The organism is Rhodococcus sp. 5A-K4, from assembly GCF_046097995.1.
GTDB classification, from domain to species: Bacteria; Actinomycetota; Actinomycetes; order Mycobacteriales; family Mycobacteriaceae; genus Rhodococcus_F; species Rhodococcus_F erythropolis.
On sequence record NZ_JBJURM010000002.1, the window covers coordinates 37,951 to 51,254 of the forward strand.

A 13,304-nucleotide genomic window follows, 5' to 3' on the forward strand; every position below is an offset into this window, starting at 1 on the left:
AATCGAAAAGGGAGACCACACAACGAGGTGTGGTCTCCCTTTTCGTTTCTCACGACTTCTCGTAACCAAACAGACCACTGATCGGGAAGGTGTGTTCTCACTCGGCCGCGCGCGATCTACCTTGGCGGATGCCCGACGTCCGAGATCAGGAGTGCACATGACAATTCACGCGGAAGTCATCACCATGCTGGCCACGCTCAACGCCGCATTTCCGGATGTCACCAGCTTCGAGCCGTCGGAGTTACGTGCTCTGCTTCGGAATCGACGCGCCCCGTTGGAGCGGCTTCCCGATTTGCGTACGGTCGAAGACCTCGCAATCGAGGGCCCCGGTGGAGATCTGGCGATCCGCGTCTACCGCCCGCACACTTCCTCCGACGCCATACCGCTGGTCGTCTTCGCTCATGGCGGAGGCTTCGTGTTCTGTGACCTGGACAGCCACGACGAATTCTGCCGGTCCATGGCGGAAGGGGTTGGCGCCGTCGTCGTCTCCGTCGATTATCGTCTGGCCCCTGAGTACCCCGCGCCGGCAGCACACGACGACGTCTACGCCGCATTGGAGTGGGCGGCGAAACACGCGGCACAGTACGGCGCAGACCCGAGCAAGATAGTCCTTGCCGGCGACAGCGCGGGCGGCAATCTTGCTGCGACAGTTGCCATCGCCGCCCGCGATCGTGGGGGGCCGGCGGTTGCGGCGCAGGTTCTCATCTATCCGGTGATCGACGACGATTTCGACACCGAGTCCTACCGTCTCTACGGTACCGACCACTACAACACGACCACGGCCATGAAGTGGTACTGGGACCAATATGCTCCCGAACGCCGAGATGACGTGCGGGTGATACCCACTCGGACCGAGTCATTCGCCGATCTTCCAGCTGCTGTTGTCGTGACAGCCGAGCTGGATCCGCCGTGCTCGTCCGGTGACGAGTACGCGAAACTGCTTGCCTCGGCCGGCGTCCCCGTGCAGCATCATCGCTTCGACGGGTTGTTTCACGGGTTCCTCACTATTCCGTCATTGTCGCTCACAGAGCCGGCACGCCAGAAAGTTTGGGCGATGATCCGCGAGGTATCAGCCGCCGCTCGATAGGATCTCGTCGCCCAGTTCGCCGAAGGTATGGCAGATTCTTTCGCGCACAATGACTTCGGTGCATTCGGGATCGAACCATCGATCAACGACGCTCCAGTGGATCGGATGATCGAGATATTGGGTCTGCAGTGATTCGAGGTCGGTGAACTCCTGCTCCCACACATGGGTCCACGGCGCTTCGTCACGTGCAGGTGTTGCGCCGGTCGCCGCACTCACCCGACTGAGTCGCCAGGCAGCGATCGAGGAGATATGCCCGGGCATCTTCAGCAAGTCGCTTTCGAAGCGTTCGATTTCGTCCTCGGAGGTAGTGGGTTCAACGCGAATCAGCAACGCTCGATACACCCCGTTCGGGCCCGTGGCGCGCGAGCGACCCTCGGTTCCGGAAACGTACTCGGCGCCGTGAAAGCGTTCGATGGCATCGTGGTGAAGTTCGGCGTCGACGGAATCGCTAACGGCTCGCCACGCGGCTTCATTCGCGAACTGAAGATAAACGATCAGATCTCCGCCGTTGATGGCGCCGGGCAGAGTAGCGGTGACGAGATGGCGAACTGCGCCCGACGATTCTGCCACTGCTGCAATGGTGTTCACCGCATTCGCCCAGCCGTCCGAGTCCGTGCTGTCGGCAGCAAAAACAACCCTCGTGACGTTATACATCGGCCAGTGCCTCGACGTCGTCGGCAGCAGCCGCCATGGTGCGGCTACGTTCGCAGATGAGTGGTTCCATGGCATCCCACCACTGCCGAAGCGTGGTGTCGCCGCGACTCAGGCGAGTCATTGCCCACCAACCGGAGGTTCCGTCGACGGTCCACGTGATAGTCACGACGTTCGGTTCGTACTCGGACCACAACGGCGGACTGACAAGTATGTTGTCGAGGGTCAGGCTGCGTCGCCGGGCGCTCGGCAGGTAGCCGGCACGCCATTCGTCGACGAACTTCTGCCCGCATCCGGGATTCGTCACGATCCGGTCGATCACGTAGAGAGTCTCACCTGCCATGTGCGCAGGCTACGGTGCACCTAACCCTCTGCAGTACTTCCGATCTCACGCAGCGGGAGGTTGTTCGGAAGCGGACGGGGAGTGTGCCGGTCGCAGCCCCAGCCACCCCACAAGTCCCACCAGAACGAAGGCAACGCCCGCGGTCGCGAACGTGACGGTGAAGGCAGATTCGCTTGGCATCGCCGGAACACCTTCGGGGAGGTTCGCGATTGTCATCGACGCCAGAATCGTTGTCACTACTGCGCTGCCGATGGCGCTGCCGGTGGAACGTGAGATCGAGTTGATGCCGTTGGCGATGCCGCTCTGATGATGCGGCACATTGGACATGATGATGGCGGGCATGGCTGCATAGCCGAGGCTGAGGGCGGCGCCGATCACCATGCCCGCACCGATGACCGACGCGGTGTGCGTGTGGTCGAACGCGAGCCACGCAAACGGCACCGCGCCCAGGATCGCAGTGAGTCCCAGAACGAATCGCGGCCCACGCAGCCTGATGAGACGACCGCCGATCGGGGCGGCGATCAGCGAAACTATCGCGCCAGGCAGCAGGAATTCGACCGACGCACGCAGAATGCTCGCGTCGAAGCCGTATCCGGTGAGATCGCGGGGAAGTTGTGCGAGATAAGAGATCCCGAGGAAGTTCGCGAACATCCCGAAGCCCACCACGACGCCGGCAAGATTTGCCATCATCACCGGGCGGTGGACGAACATCCGCATGTCGACAAGCGGTTCGTCGACGATCTTCTCGATCCATACCCAGACTGCGAACATCACGATCGAGGCCACGAAAACACCGACGGTCAAGGGTGACAACCACCCCCATTGGTGGCCTTGAGAAATCGCCAGAAGAAGCAGAAGTAGTGCCGCGCCCAGACTCAGCGCACCGATGAGGTCCACGCGCCCACCGCTTTTGTGCGTGGTGGGCGGGACCAGCGTGGCGACGGCAATCAAGGCCAGCACTGCGAATCCGGTGGCCATCCAGAAGGCGTTGCGGTAGTCGGCATCCGGAGCCGATGTGAGCAGACCGGTGGCCACGAGGGCGAGACCGCTGCCGAACGCGAGAGTTCCGCTGACCAGGGCCATGGCGCCGGGAAGCTTCTGTGGTCGTATCTCTTCGCGCAAGACCGAGAGTGCGAGAGGGAAGATCGCGGTGGCTGTTCCCTGGAGTACACGGCCGAGGATCAGCAGTGGCAGATTGTGCGCCAATGCCGCGACAATCGAACCGATCACCATGACGACGAGGACGCCGACCAAGGTGCGCTTCTTGCCGTGCTGATCGCCGTAGCGTCCCAGCAGGGGAGTGAAGACGGCAGCGGAAAGCAGGGTCGCCGTCGTCACCCAACTGACGCCGGCGGACGAGGCTCCGAGGTCGGACTGAATCCGTCCCAGGATCGGAACCGGCAGCGTCTGCATCATCGAGACGATCATCGCTGCCAGGCTCAAAGCGCCGATGATCACGGCCTCCCGGCGCGGCGATCTTGCTACGGACTGGTCCGGGGAATCGGTGGCAGTTGGCGTGGCGCTGGGGCTCGCGGCACTGCTCGTCGTAACTGTGTTCGTCAACGGGTCCTTCTCGGGAACAACAAGAGAAAATGCTTAATGTGGCGAAGTAATTTTCTCTGGATGGTAAGTCCGCGAGATCGATCCCGTCAATGCTGGTCAGCGACCGAGTGGGACGTGCCCTGTGAATTCGTTCTAGAAGGGGTATACCGGGAGTGCACTTTGCGCCGTCACCCATTGTGTTTCCGTGAAGGCATCGAGGCTTGCACCGATACCGCCGACACGGCCGCCGTTACCCGAAGACGCCATGCCGCCGAACGGGATGACGGCTTCGTCGCCGACCGTCTGATCGTTGATGTGTACCAGGCCGGTGGGAATCTGTTGGGCGAGTTCGAGTCCGCGCATGGCGTCGGAGGTCAGAATGCCCAGCGACAATCCGTACTCGGAATCGTTGGCTATGGCGACGGCTTGTTCGACGGTGGCGAAGGAGGTCACCGGTGCGACCGGCCCGAAGACCTCGTCGGCGAAGGCCGGCGCGGTGAGTGGGGTGTCGGCTAGCACGGTGGGCCGGTAGAAGAGATCCTCGTAGGTGCCGCCGGCAGCCAGTTTTGCTCCGGCCGCGATGCTTCCGTTGACCAGAGAGTGGATGTGGTCGCGTTGTTTGGCGTCGATGATGGGTCCGAGTGCGACCTGACCGGTGAACGGGTCGCCTACCGGAAGCTTGTCGGCGTGTTCGGCAAGGAGTGCGGTGTAGTCGGCGGCGATACTTTCGTGGACCAGTTGGCGGCCGGTGGTCATGCAGATCTGTCCCTGGTGCATGAACGATCCGAAAGCGCCGACAGATGCGGCCTTTTCGAGGTCGACGTCATCCATGACGATCAGCGCATTGTTGCCGCCGAGTTCAAGATGAGCGCGCTTGAGATGGCGGCCCGCCAGTTCGCCGACCGCGCGTCCAGCTCGGGTCGACCCGGTGAATGCGATGACGCGAACGCTCGGATGAACCACGATTGCCTCACCGGCGTCAGCGCCGCCCGGCAGCATGCTGAACACTCCGGCGGGCAAGCCTGCTTCTTCGAAGATGCGAGCGAGAACCACACCGCCGCAGATCGCCGTGCGCGGGTCAGGCTTGAGGATCACCGAATTGCCCAGCGCCAGTGCGGGAGCGACTGCGCGGATCGACAAAATGATGGGGAAGTTGAACGGCGCGATGACGCCGACGGTTCCGACGGGTACGCGACGAGAGAAGCTCAGCCGAGGTTGCTCCGAGCGCAGAACCTCGCCGACAGGGTGTGCGGCCAAAGCTGCTGCGTTGTAGCACTCTTCGGCAGCGGTATGGGTTTCCAGCCCGGCCTTGGCCGGGATGCTGCCGGCCTCGCGGATTACCCATTCGCCGATTTCGTCGGCGTACTGCTCGAACAGTTGACCGGCGCGGCGTAGAACGGCGGCTCGTTCGGTGTATGGCCTTGCCGCCCAATTCTTCTGAGCTGCAGTAGCTTTTGTTGCAGCGGCCGCCACGTCGTCGGGTGTTGCCATGCCGACCGTCGTCAACTGCTTGCCGGTGGCCGGCTCGACGACAATACGATCGTCGGCGCTACCGCGAACCCATTCGCCGTCGAAGATCTTCGATTCCCACACAGGGTCGCTCAGCAAACGCGTCATGGCCGCTCCTCGGTAAAGGGATGCAACCGCGCGCCGCATCACATGGTTGCCCACCACGTTGCTCTGTGAGGGGGTCGATCGCCATCACACTTTCACTCAGTGAAAGACGGATTCATGGCGTCCTTGAGTGCTTGGATCAGATCGGCGAACTCGGTGGAGTGGGTAGCGCCGCTGCGGGTCACACCCGAGACGGGAATGCGCAAGCGGCCGTGCGATTCTCGCATGAAGCTGATTCCAGCGCGCGGAGATTCGCCTGCGGTGATCGAATAGAGCAGGGTCCAGGCGCGCGGGTTGGTGATCACGTCCAGCGTGGCTGTGTGATCGCTCGGAATTGCGGGGCCCAGTTGGACGCGTCGATCGATCTCGCGGAATGCGTCCTCGACCACCTTGTGAATGAGCACCTGACTTTGGCGCGGCGGCAGGAGCAGGGGATATGCGGCCAGATCATTGAGGTCGACGCTTTGCTGGCCGGCTAGGGGGTGCCGACTCGACATGACGACCAGCAGATCTTCGACGCCGAGGTCCAAGGGTTCGAGTCCGGGGCGGTCGACGCCGCCGCGAATCAGGGCGATGTCCGCGTCACCGGAGGCCACAGCATCCATGCGGTGGGCAAAGCTCTTGATGACGAACTCGACGTCCAGATCCGGATGAAGTTCGCGCACGTGTGCGATGGCGTCCAGCGTCTGAGCGGCAAAGCTCATGTTTCCGGTGATTCGGATCCGGGCTCTCGGGTCTCGTGCGACGGAGTACGCCATCGTTTCGAGACTGAGGACTTGCTGCGCGATGGGCACCAGTCGCGATCCTGCCGGGGCCAGGCGAACCGCCCGGGTCGAGCGCTCGAAGAGTGTCGCCCCGAGCTCCTTCTCCAGTCGTGCGACCTGATGGCTGATCGCCGACTGCGAGATGAAGCAGCGTTCGGCGGCGCGACTGAAGCTCAGTTCCTCGCTCACGACGAGAAAGTACTTGAGTTGGCGGAAGTCCATGAGGACAGCTTACTTATGAGCAATCGAGATAACAGTCTTGCGAATACTCCAGCTAGCTGGACCCGACCCATGATCAGTCCATACCGTAATAGTCATACTTTCAATTTGGTTGAGGAGTTCGTTGTGGATAGAACAGCTGCGGGTCGCGCCGACATCGACGCGACTGGACACGAGAAGACTCAGGTTGTGATTGTCGGTTCGGGATTCGGAGCCCTCGCCGCGGCCAAGACCCTCGCGAAGTCCAAGACGCCGTTCGTTCTCATCTCCGCCACCACCGAGCACCTCTTCCAGCCGTTGCTCTACCAGGTGGCGACGGGTGTCCTGTCGGCCGGCGAAGTTGCTCCGCCCATCCGCACGATCCTGCAGAAGTACCCTAACGCCGACGTCCGCCTCGGCCGCGTCGTCGAGGTCAACGCCGAAGAGAACACCGTCGTCTACGAAGCCTCGGGCACCCGCCACACGCTCGGGTACCGCTCGCTCATCGCAGCCACCGGTGCCACGCAGGCGTACTTCGGTCATGACGAGTTCGAAAAGGTCACCTACAAGCTCAAGACCGTCGAGGACGCCGAGGTACTGCGTAAGCAGATCCTGCGTTGCTTCGAGGAAGCGCACACCACCAACGACGCGCTGGTTCGCCGTAACCTGCTCAGCTTCGTTGTCGTGGGTGCCGGTGCGACCGGCGTCGAGCTCGCCGGACAGATCAAGGAACTGGCGCGTCGCTACTTTGCGAAGGCCATCAACAACATCAGTGCCGACGAGGTCACGGTCACCATGGTCGAGGGCGCCGGCGTTGCGCTTCCGGCCTTCGGCGGCAAGCTCAGTGAGTACACGCAGGCCTCGCTCGAGAAGTCGGGTGTCGAGGTAGTCCTCAACACCATGGTCACCGCCATCGACGAGCACGGTGTCACCGTTTCTTCGGCAAAGACCAAGGAAGAGAAGCGCATCGACGCCGAGACCGTCATCTGGTCGGCCGGTGTACGCGCCAACGACTTCGCCGCAGTGCTCGGAGAGGCAACCGGTTGTGAGAGTGACCGCGCAGGTCGTCTGCTCATCAATCCGGACTTGACCGTCGGCGGGTTCGCCAACGTCTTTGCCATCGGCGACATGACTTCGCTGAACGGTCTGCCCGGTCAGTCGCCCGTTGCGATGCAGGGTGGCCGTCACGCCGCGAAGACTGTGAACGGAAAGGTCAAGGCCGGAACGCCTTTCAAGTACTTCGACAAGGGCAGCATGTCGATCATCAGCAGATTCAGCGCTGTATGTCGCGTCCGCAAGGTCGAGTTCAAGGGCACGATCGCCTGGTTCATGTGGCTGGCCGTGCACGTGATGTATCTGGTGGGCTTCCGCAACCGGTATGTCGCTGTGATGTCGTGGTTCGGTTCGTTCATCGGTCACCGTCGTCCGCACTTCCACTACGCGCAGGAACCGATGAAGATCGAGGCCGCGCCGCCGGTGACCGAACGCGAACCGGAATTGGCGCACTCCGCGTAGCTCCGCACCGCCTGAACACGTTTCGCCTGATGCCAGTCACAGTGGATTCTTAGTGGCACTGCCCTGTCACACTGTGTGAATGGCATCAGGCGACCGTTCGTTGATCGGCCGGGCATTTATCGTGCTCGGTGCCTTCGACGCGAAATCGCCGCGGTTGACGCAGTCGGAGATCAGTCGTCGCAGCGGTTTACCTCTGCCCACCGTTCATCGGCTGTGTGGGCAGTTGGTGGCTGAGGGCGCACTCGAGCGTCGGAGTGACGGCAAGTACCAGGTCGGAGTGCGGTTGTGGGAGATCGGCGCTCTTGCTCCCGGCGCTCACGGCCTGCGGCAGGTGGCGTTGCCGTTCCTCGAGGACCTGTACGAGGTCACCCGGGAGAATGTGCAGTTGGTCGTTCGTGAGGGTACCGAGGCGCTGTACCTTGAGCGCTTGTCCTCGCGTAGTGCTGTCACCGTTGTCGGTCGCGCCGGGGGAAGATTGCCGTTGCACGCGTCCAGCGGTGGACTGATTCTCCTCGCGCACGGCGGAACCGAACTTCTCGACGACGTCCTCCAGGCCGGTCTCGAGTCGTTCACTCCCAAAACCATTACGTCCGAGCGGATTTTGCGAGCAACTCTCGACGAGATCAGACGCACCGGATTTGTCGTCTGCCGTGAGTATCTGAACGTCGGAACCCTTGCCGTCGCCGCTCCGGTCCGCGAAGCCGGCGGCAATGTCGTCGCAGCGGTCTCGACAGTTGTTCCGGTGGAGCAGGATCCGGCTCCTTTACTGCCGGCCTTGGTCGCGGCCGCCCGTGGAATTTCACGCGGGCTCGGTGGCGGCGGACTTGGATAGCTCGTATTCGGTCTTTCACTGAGTGAAATTACAGCTGTTCAGGGGAGTGATCGTGGTCGATGGTGGTCTCAATCGTCACTCACCTCAGGAGTTCTCTGTATGTCTTCTTCGCGCACCCAGGTCGGAATCGTCGGTGGTGGTCCCGCCGGGTTGATGCTCTCGCATCTGTTGCATCTGAAGGGAATCGATTCGGTAGTCCTGGAATGTCGCACCCGTGAAGAGGTAGAAGGCACAATTCGTGCCGGCGTGCTCGAACAAAACACGGTTGATCTCATGGTCGAGACCGGACTCGGTGATCGACTGAAGCGGGAGGGCCTCGAACATCACGGAATCGAGCTGCGATTCGGCGGGCGAGGGCACCGAATCGCGTTCGACGAACTGACCGACGGGCGCGCCGTCACGGTCTATCCGCAGCACGAGGTGCTCAAGGATCTGATCGCGCGACGTCTCGCTGACGGCGGGGACATTCGATTCGGAGTGTCCGACGCGAAAGTGCACGATCACGAATCGGATCGCCCGAGCATCACTTTTGTCGACTCGGACGGAAACGACCAGAAGCTCGAGTGCGTCCTGGTGGCCGGTTGCGACGGATCACGTACGCAAACGCGAAAGCTGATTCCCGAACCGTCGATCCGAACGGATCATTTCCGCCAGTATCCCTTCGCGTGGTTCGGCATCCTGGCCGAGGCTCCGCCGTCATCGGAAGAATTGATCTACGCCAACCATGAGCGTGGGTTTGCACTGATCAGCACGCGGACGCCCGAGGTGCAGCGTCATTATCTTCAGGTCGATCCGGACGACTCCGTGGACAACTGGTCCGACGATAGAATCTGGGACGAGTTGCACATGCGCGTCGACGGCGAGGGCGCAGAGATCAAGGACGGCAGGATCTTTCAGAAATCGATCCTTCAGTTCCGCAGCTTCGTTTGTGAACCGATGCAGCACGGCAACCTGTTTCTTGCCGGCGATGCGGCGCACACCGTGCCGCCGACCGGTGCGAAGGGAATGAATCTCGCGATCGCCGACGTTTACGCTCTGGCGAAGGCAATGGACAGTTACTTCACCTCGTCCGACCGAAAGATGTTGGACGGGTACACCGAAACGGTGCTGCCGCGTGTGTGGCGGACGCAGCACTTCTCGTGGTGGATGTCGTCGATGCTCCATCGCTTGCCAGACGACAGCGGTTTCGGGCATCGCCGTCAACTGGCCGAGTTGGACATGGTCACGCGTTCGGTCGCCGGACGAACGCTGATCGCCGAGAACTACGTCGGAACGCCCTTGATCTAGAGAGCTGTCGCAGATTTTGCGGTGCGTAATCAGTGGAGCGGGGTGCCTTGATGGTGTACCAGTTGCCATCCGATCGGGGCGCGGCGCCACAGGGATGTGCGCCGCGCACGACGCACGTCTCGGACTGAATCCCACTGTGTCAGGACGTATCCGTCGTCGATGATTCGACCGGTCAAGTTGTGAACTTCGATGCCGTCGCCGTCGATGGGTTCGTTTCGCAGTGATTCAACGGTCGACGGTAGGTCCCGGACGCTACCCGACGCACCTATCTCGGTGAAGTCTTTGTGGGGTCATGAATGCTCCTCTGCCTACGCATAGGCCGGGCACGATGTCGATCGTGATCATCGCAGAGGTGGGCGTTGAGTTTCCAACATCCGTTCTCGGAGACTGTCGTAGATAGGTGCCGACCCTGCCGCGGTGGCGACGAATACCGCTGCCGCAGTGGCAGCGAGCATCGGGACGAGCGTCGACGTCACCGCTGTCATCTCGACCACGATCACGATGCCGGTGAACGGTGCGCGCACTACAGCGCCGAAGAAGGCAGCCATGCCGATGGTGGCCATGGTGACCGTGAGCCCGGCGTCCACTCCGGGCACGAAGCTCGACAGTCCGGTGAAGATCGACCCCCAGAGTGCACCGAGTGCAAGTAAGGGAGCGAACAGTCCGCCGGGAGTTCCAGCGGCATACGAGAGCGGGCCAGTGAAGAACCGAACCGCCAAGTACAGCAGCAGGATCGGCAGTACGAAGGTCCTTCCGCCGACGATCATCTGTGCAAGAACGTCGCCGCCCCCACTGGCCAGCGGGTCGAGGAACAGCGTCAGGCCGATGGTGGCGCCGATCGTTGCGCCGATGACAGTCGGCGGGATCCTGTCGAGTCGTGCAACGGCGTCGAGTAGACCCAGAATCAAGCGGTTGTAGGCGACACCGAGTAGCCCCGTGAGGATTCCGAAGACGACAAACAGTGGCAAGAGTGCGAGTTGAGGCGTCGGGACGGTGCCGACCTCGAAATCGGGTTGGTCACCGATGACAAGTCGTGCACAGCCCACCGCGACCGAAACACCGAAAAGTGTTGGCAGCACGGTGCGCAGCCGAAATGAGTGCGTCACCTCCTCGCAGACGAACAGTGCCCCGGCGATCGGTGCGTTGAACGCGACGGCGAGTCCTGCTCCGGCCGTGGATGTTTGCAGCATGGCGACGTCCGGTTCGGCAAGGCGGGCCCGCCGTCCCGCTTCTGCCCCGATCGCCGCACCCATGTGTACGGTGGGGCCCTCGCGGCCGAGAACCAGGCCGGAGCCGATCGCCAAGAGGCCGCCGATGAATCTGGCAGGCACGAGATTGATTCCCGGCGGCTTCGCTTCGCCGCGGGACACCGCCTCGACGTGCTGGATGCCGCTTCCCTTTGCGAGGGGTACTCGTCTGACGATCAGTACGGCCAGCACGGTGCACAAGGCCACCAGGACGACAGGCACGAGCCACCCGACGTACGGAACGTGATGCGCCCAGTTCACGATCGTCCGACGGAGTTCGTCGGCCCTGATCAGACACCAGCGGAATGCACCGCCGACAAATCCGACCCCGACGCCCGCGACCGCAGCGAGTAGACACAGCAAACTCAGTCCGCGGTTGGAGTCACGCGGTTCGGTGCCGCCGTCGTCCTCGGTCATCGTGATCAGCCCTACCTGATGGTCACAACTCGCGACAGTGAATTGAGCTTCCTCACCTTGGACGGTAACCCATCCCGATACCCGCAGTGTCGGATCGAGGTTGTGCAGCCGAGTCACAATTCGACAAGCAGACTGATTCCGAGAACCGCCATCATCACGGCGATCAGAGCGTCGAGAATCCGCCAGGCGTTGGGTTTCGCAAAAAGCGGCGTCAGCAGGCGTGCGCCGTAACCGAGGGCGCTGAACCAGACCACACTCGCGGTGATGGCACCGGCCGCAAACCACCAACGTCCGATTTCGCCGCGACCGTTGGCAATTGAACCCATGAGCACCACGGTGTCGAGGTAAACGTGTGGATTGAGCCAGGTGAGGGCCAATGCCATCGTGACGGCGGTCAGCCTCGAACCGTTGCCGCGCTGATCCGGTGCCAGCGTCTGGGGTCGAAGCGCCCGCTTGGCGGCGAAGATTGCATAGCTGAGGAGGAAGACCGCACCGGCGATACGAACGAACGTGATCAGCGACGGTGCGTGTTCGAGGAGGGTCCCGATTCCGCTGATGCCTGCAAGGATCAGAATTGCGTCTGACAACGCGCACACTGCGACGATGGGGAGTACGTGCGATCGCGTCAGACCTTGGCGAAGAACAAACGCATTCTGGGCGCCGATTGCGACGATCAATGACAGTCCGACTCCGAAACCGACGAGGGCCGACGCAGGGTCGTTGGTGCTGAGCATGTTGTCGAGCCTGCCGCTCAGATTTCATTCAGTCCAGCTAATGATTCTTAGGCCGCATCAGAGTAGCTTCAGATTATGTTGGATTTCGAGCAACTGAGGGCATTGCACGCTGCGGTCGACGAGGGAACCTTCGAGGCGGCGGCGCGGAAGTTACACATCACGCCTTCGGCGGTCAGCCAACGAATCAAAGCTCTCGAGACCTCGGTTGGCCGGATCCTGGTGCAGCGCACCAAACCCATCCAGGTCACCGATTCCGGGAGAGAAGTCCTGCGTCTTGCCCGTCAGATAGACGCACTGTCGCGTGACACCGTGCGAGAACTCGGTTTGGAAAACGGTTCGAACACTTTCGCCCGCGTCTCGATCGCGGTCAATGCCGATTCGCTGTCCACTTGGGTTCTCGGGGCCCTCGCGGAGTTCACGCAAGAAGTCAGTTTCGATTTTCATCTCGACGATCAAGACCACACCACCGAACTGCTGCGCGACGGTTCGGTCATGGCTGCTGTCACGTCGGTTGCGTCACCGATTCAAGGGTGTACCTCCAGTCGGTTGGGCATCATGCGGTATCGGCCGATGGCGAGCGCAGAGTTCTGCCGTCGCTGGTTCGCAGATGGTGTCACGGCCGAATCCCTTTCGAAGGCACCGCTGGTGGTGTTCAATCGCAAGGATCTGCTGCAGGATCGGTACCTCGATCAAAAGGTCGGCCACCCGGCAGATCCGCCTCGCCATCTTGTTCCGTCATCGGCAGACTTCGCGGACGCCGTCAGACGGGGATACGGGTGGGGGTTGATACCGGACCTGCAGTGCGGCGAAGACGATCGCGGCGGAGTGCTGATCGGATTCGATCCGGACTTCGTGGATGACGTTCCGCTGTACTGGCAGCAGTGGAAACTGTCGTCACCCGTCTTGCGCCGGATCTCCGAAGTGGTGACCCGACGCGCTCACGAGGTGTTGCATCAGCCCTCGATCTGATGTTCGCCGCCCTTGCGGTGTTGTGCTCGGGGAACAAAGAACCTGGATAAGTTGATCCCCTGAGACCGTTTCTTCGGCCGCAGGACGCCGATAGTGTTTTGAGT

At 61.8% G+C, this 13,304-nt stretch carries 12 protein-coding genes and 1 pseudogene; 5 read left to right on the top strand and 8 right to left on the bottom strand.

What is annotated here, in order from left to right; genetic code table 11:
- The first annotated feature begins 157 nt into the window (after nucleotides 1–157).
- Nucleotides 158–1,087: an alpha/beta hydrolase gene (locus ACKAMS_RS02500; RefSeq protein ID WP_408988559.1), complete on the top strand. Its 930-nt coding sequence runs from the start codon at nucleotides 158–160 to the stop codon at nucleotides 1,085–1,087.
- On the opposite strand, the gene ACKAMS_RS02505 is transcribed toward ACKAMS_RS02500, so the two are convergent.
- The 5 genes from ACKAMS_RS02505 to ACKAMS_RS02525 form a co-directional block, all read right to left on the bottom strand.
- On the bottom strand, nucleotides 1,070–1,741 hold the full coding sequence (locus ACKAMS_RS02505; RefSeq protein WP_019745798.1) for a Dabb family protein: 672 nt from the start codon (nucleotides 1,739–1,741) through the stop codon (nucleotides 1,070–1,072). The genes ACKAMS_RS02500 and ACKAMS_RS02505 overlap by 18 nt on opposite strands.
- Entirely contained in the window at nucleotides 1,734–2,081 is a 348-nt protein-coding gene (locus ACKAMS_RS02510; protein WP_133727281.1) for a hypothetical protein, read from the bottom strand. Before ACKAMS_RS02510 ends, ACKAMS_RS02505 begins: the two co-directional genes overlap by 8 nt.
- Before the next feature lie 45 nt (nucleotides 2,082–2,126).
- Nucleotides 2,127–3,644, bottom strand: coding sequence for an MFS transporter (locus ACKAMS_RS02515; RefSeq protein WP_020909510.1), 1,518 nt, complete (start codon nucleotides 3,642–3,644; stop codon nucleotides 2,127–2,129).
- A 132-nt stretch (nucleotides 3,645–3,776) separates the two neighbouring features.
- Nucleotides 3,777–5,240 carry a benzaldehyde dehydrogenase gene (locus ACKAMS_RS02520; RefSeq protein WP_408988560.1) on the bottom strand — a complete coding sequence of 488 codons (1,464 nt, stop codon included), beginning with the start codon at nucleotides 5,238–5,240 and terminating at the stop codon, nucleotides 3,777–3,779.
- A gap of 92 nt (nucleotides 5,241–5,332) precedes the next feature.
- Nucleotides 5,333–6,223: a LysR family transcriptional regulator gene (locus tag ACKAMS_RS02525; protein WP_003943104.1), complete on the bottom strand. Its 891-nt coding sequence runs from the start codon at nucleotides 6,221–6,223 to the stop codon at nucleotides 5,333–5,335.
- 123 nt (nucleotides 6,224–6,346) lie between these two features.
- On the opposite strand from ACKAMS_RS02525, the gene ACKAMS_RS02530 reads away from it, so the two are divergent.
- The 3 genes from ACKAMS_RS02530 to ACKAMS_RS02540 all read left to right on the top strand — a co-directional run bounded on the left by ACKAMS_RS02530 (nucleotide 6,347) and on the right by ACKAMS_RS02540 (nucleotide 9,833).
- The gene (locus tag ACKAMS_RS02530; RefSeq protein WP_019745793.1) at nucleotides 6,347–7,714 is read left to right on the top strand and encodes an NAD(P)/FAD-dependent oxidoreductase; all 1,368 of its coding nucleotides are present in this window, start codon (nucleotides 6,347–6,349) and stop codon (nucleotides 7,712–7,714) included.
- Nucleotides 7,715–7,793: 79 nt separating this feature from the next.
- Nucleotides 7,794–8,546: an IclR family transcriptional regulator gene (locus tag ACKAMS_RS02535; RefSeq protein ID WP_019745792.1), complete on the top strand. Its 753-nt coding sequence runs from the start codon at nucleotides 7,794–7,796 to the stop codon at nucleotides 8,544–8,546.
- Nucleotides 8,547–8,645: 99 nt separating this feature from the next.
- The gene (locus ACKAMS_RS02540; RefSeq protein ID WP_408988561.1) at nucleotides 8,646–9,833 is read left to right on the top strand and encodes a 4-hydroxybenzoate 3-monooxygenase; all 1,188 of its coding nucleotides are present in this window, start codon (nucleotides 8,646–8,648) and stop codon (nucleotides 9,831–9,833) included.
- 29 nt (nucleotides 9,834–9,862) lie between these two features.
- On the opposite strand, the pseudogene ACKAMS_RS02545 reads toward ACKAMS_RS02540, so the two are convergent.
- The 3 genes and pseudogenes from ACKAMS_RS02545 to ACKAMS_RS02555 all read right to left on the bottom strand — a co-directional run.
- A pseudogene (locus tag ACKAMS_RS02545) lies at nucleotides 9,863–10,108 on the bottom strand (nuclear transport factor 2 family protein); the annotation flags it as partial.
- Nucleotides 10,109–10,174: 66 nt separating this feature from the next.
- Nucleotides 10,175–11,497, bottom strand: a complete 1,323-nt coding sequence (locus ACKAMS_RS02550; RefSeq protein WP_408988667.1) for a ClC family H(+)/Cl(-) exchange transporter — start codon at nucleotides 11,495–11,497, stop codon at nucleotides 10,175–10,177.
- Between the two features lie 113 nt (nucleotides 11,498–11,610).
- Nucleotides 11,611–12,231 (bottom strand): LysE/ArgO family amino acid transporter, encoded by a 621-nt coding sequence (locus ACKAMS_RS02555; protein ID WP_408988562.1) that lies wholly within the window; start codon nucleotides 12,229–12,231, stop codon nucleotides 11,611–11,613.
- Nucleotides 12,232–12,306: 75 nt separating this feature from the next.
- Between ACKAMS_RS02555 and ACKAMS_RS02560 the strand changes: the two genes are divergently transcribed.
- Nucleotides 12,307–13,200, top strand: a complete 894-nt coding sequence (locus ACKAMS_RS02560; protein WP_080910331.1) for a LysR family transcriptional regulator ArgP — start codon at nucleotides 12,307–12,309, stop codon at nucleotides 13,198–13,200.
- Nucleotides 13,201–13,304 lie beyond the last annotated feature (104 nt).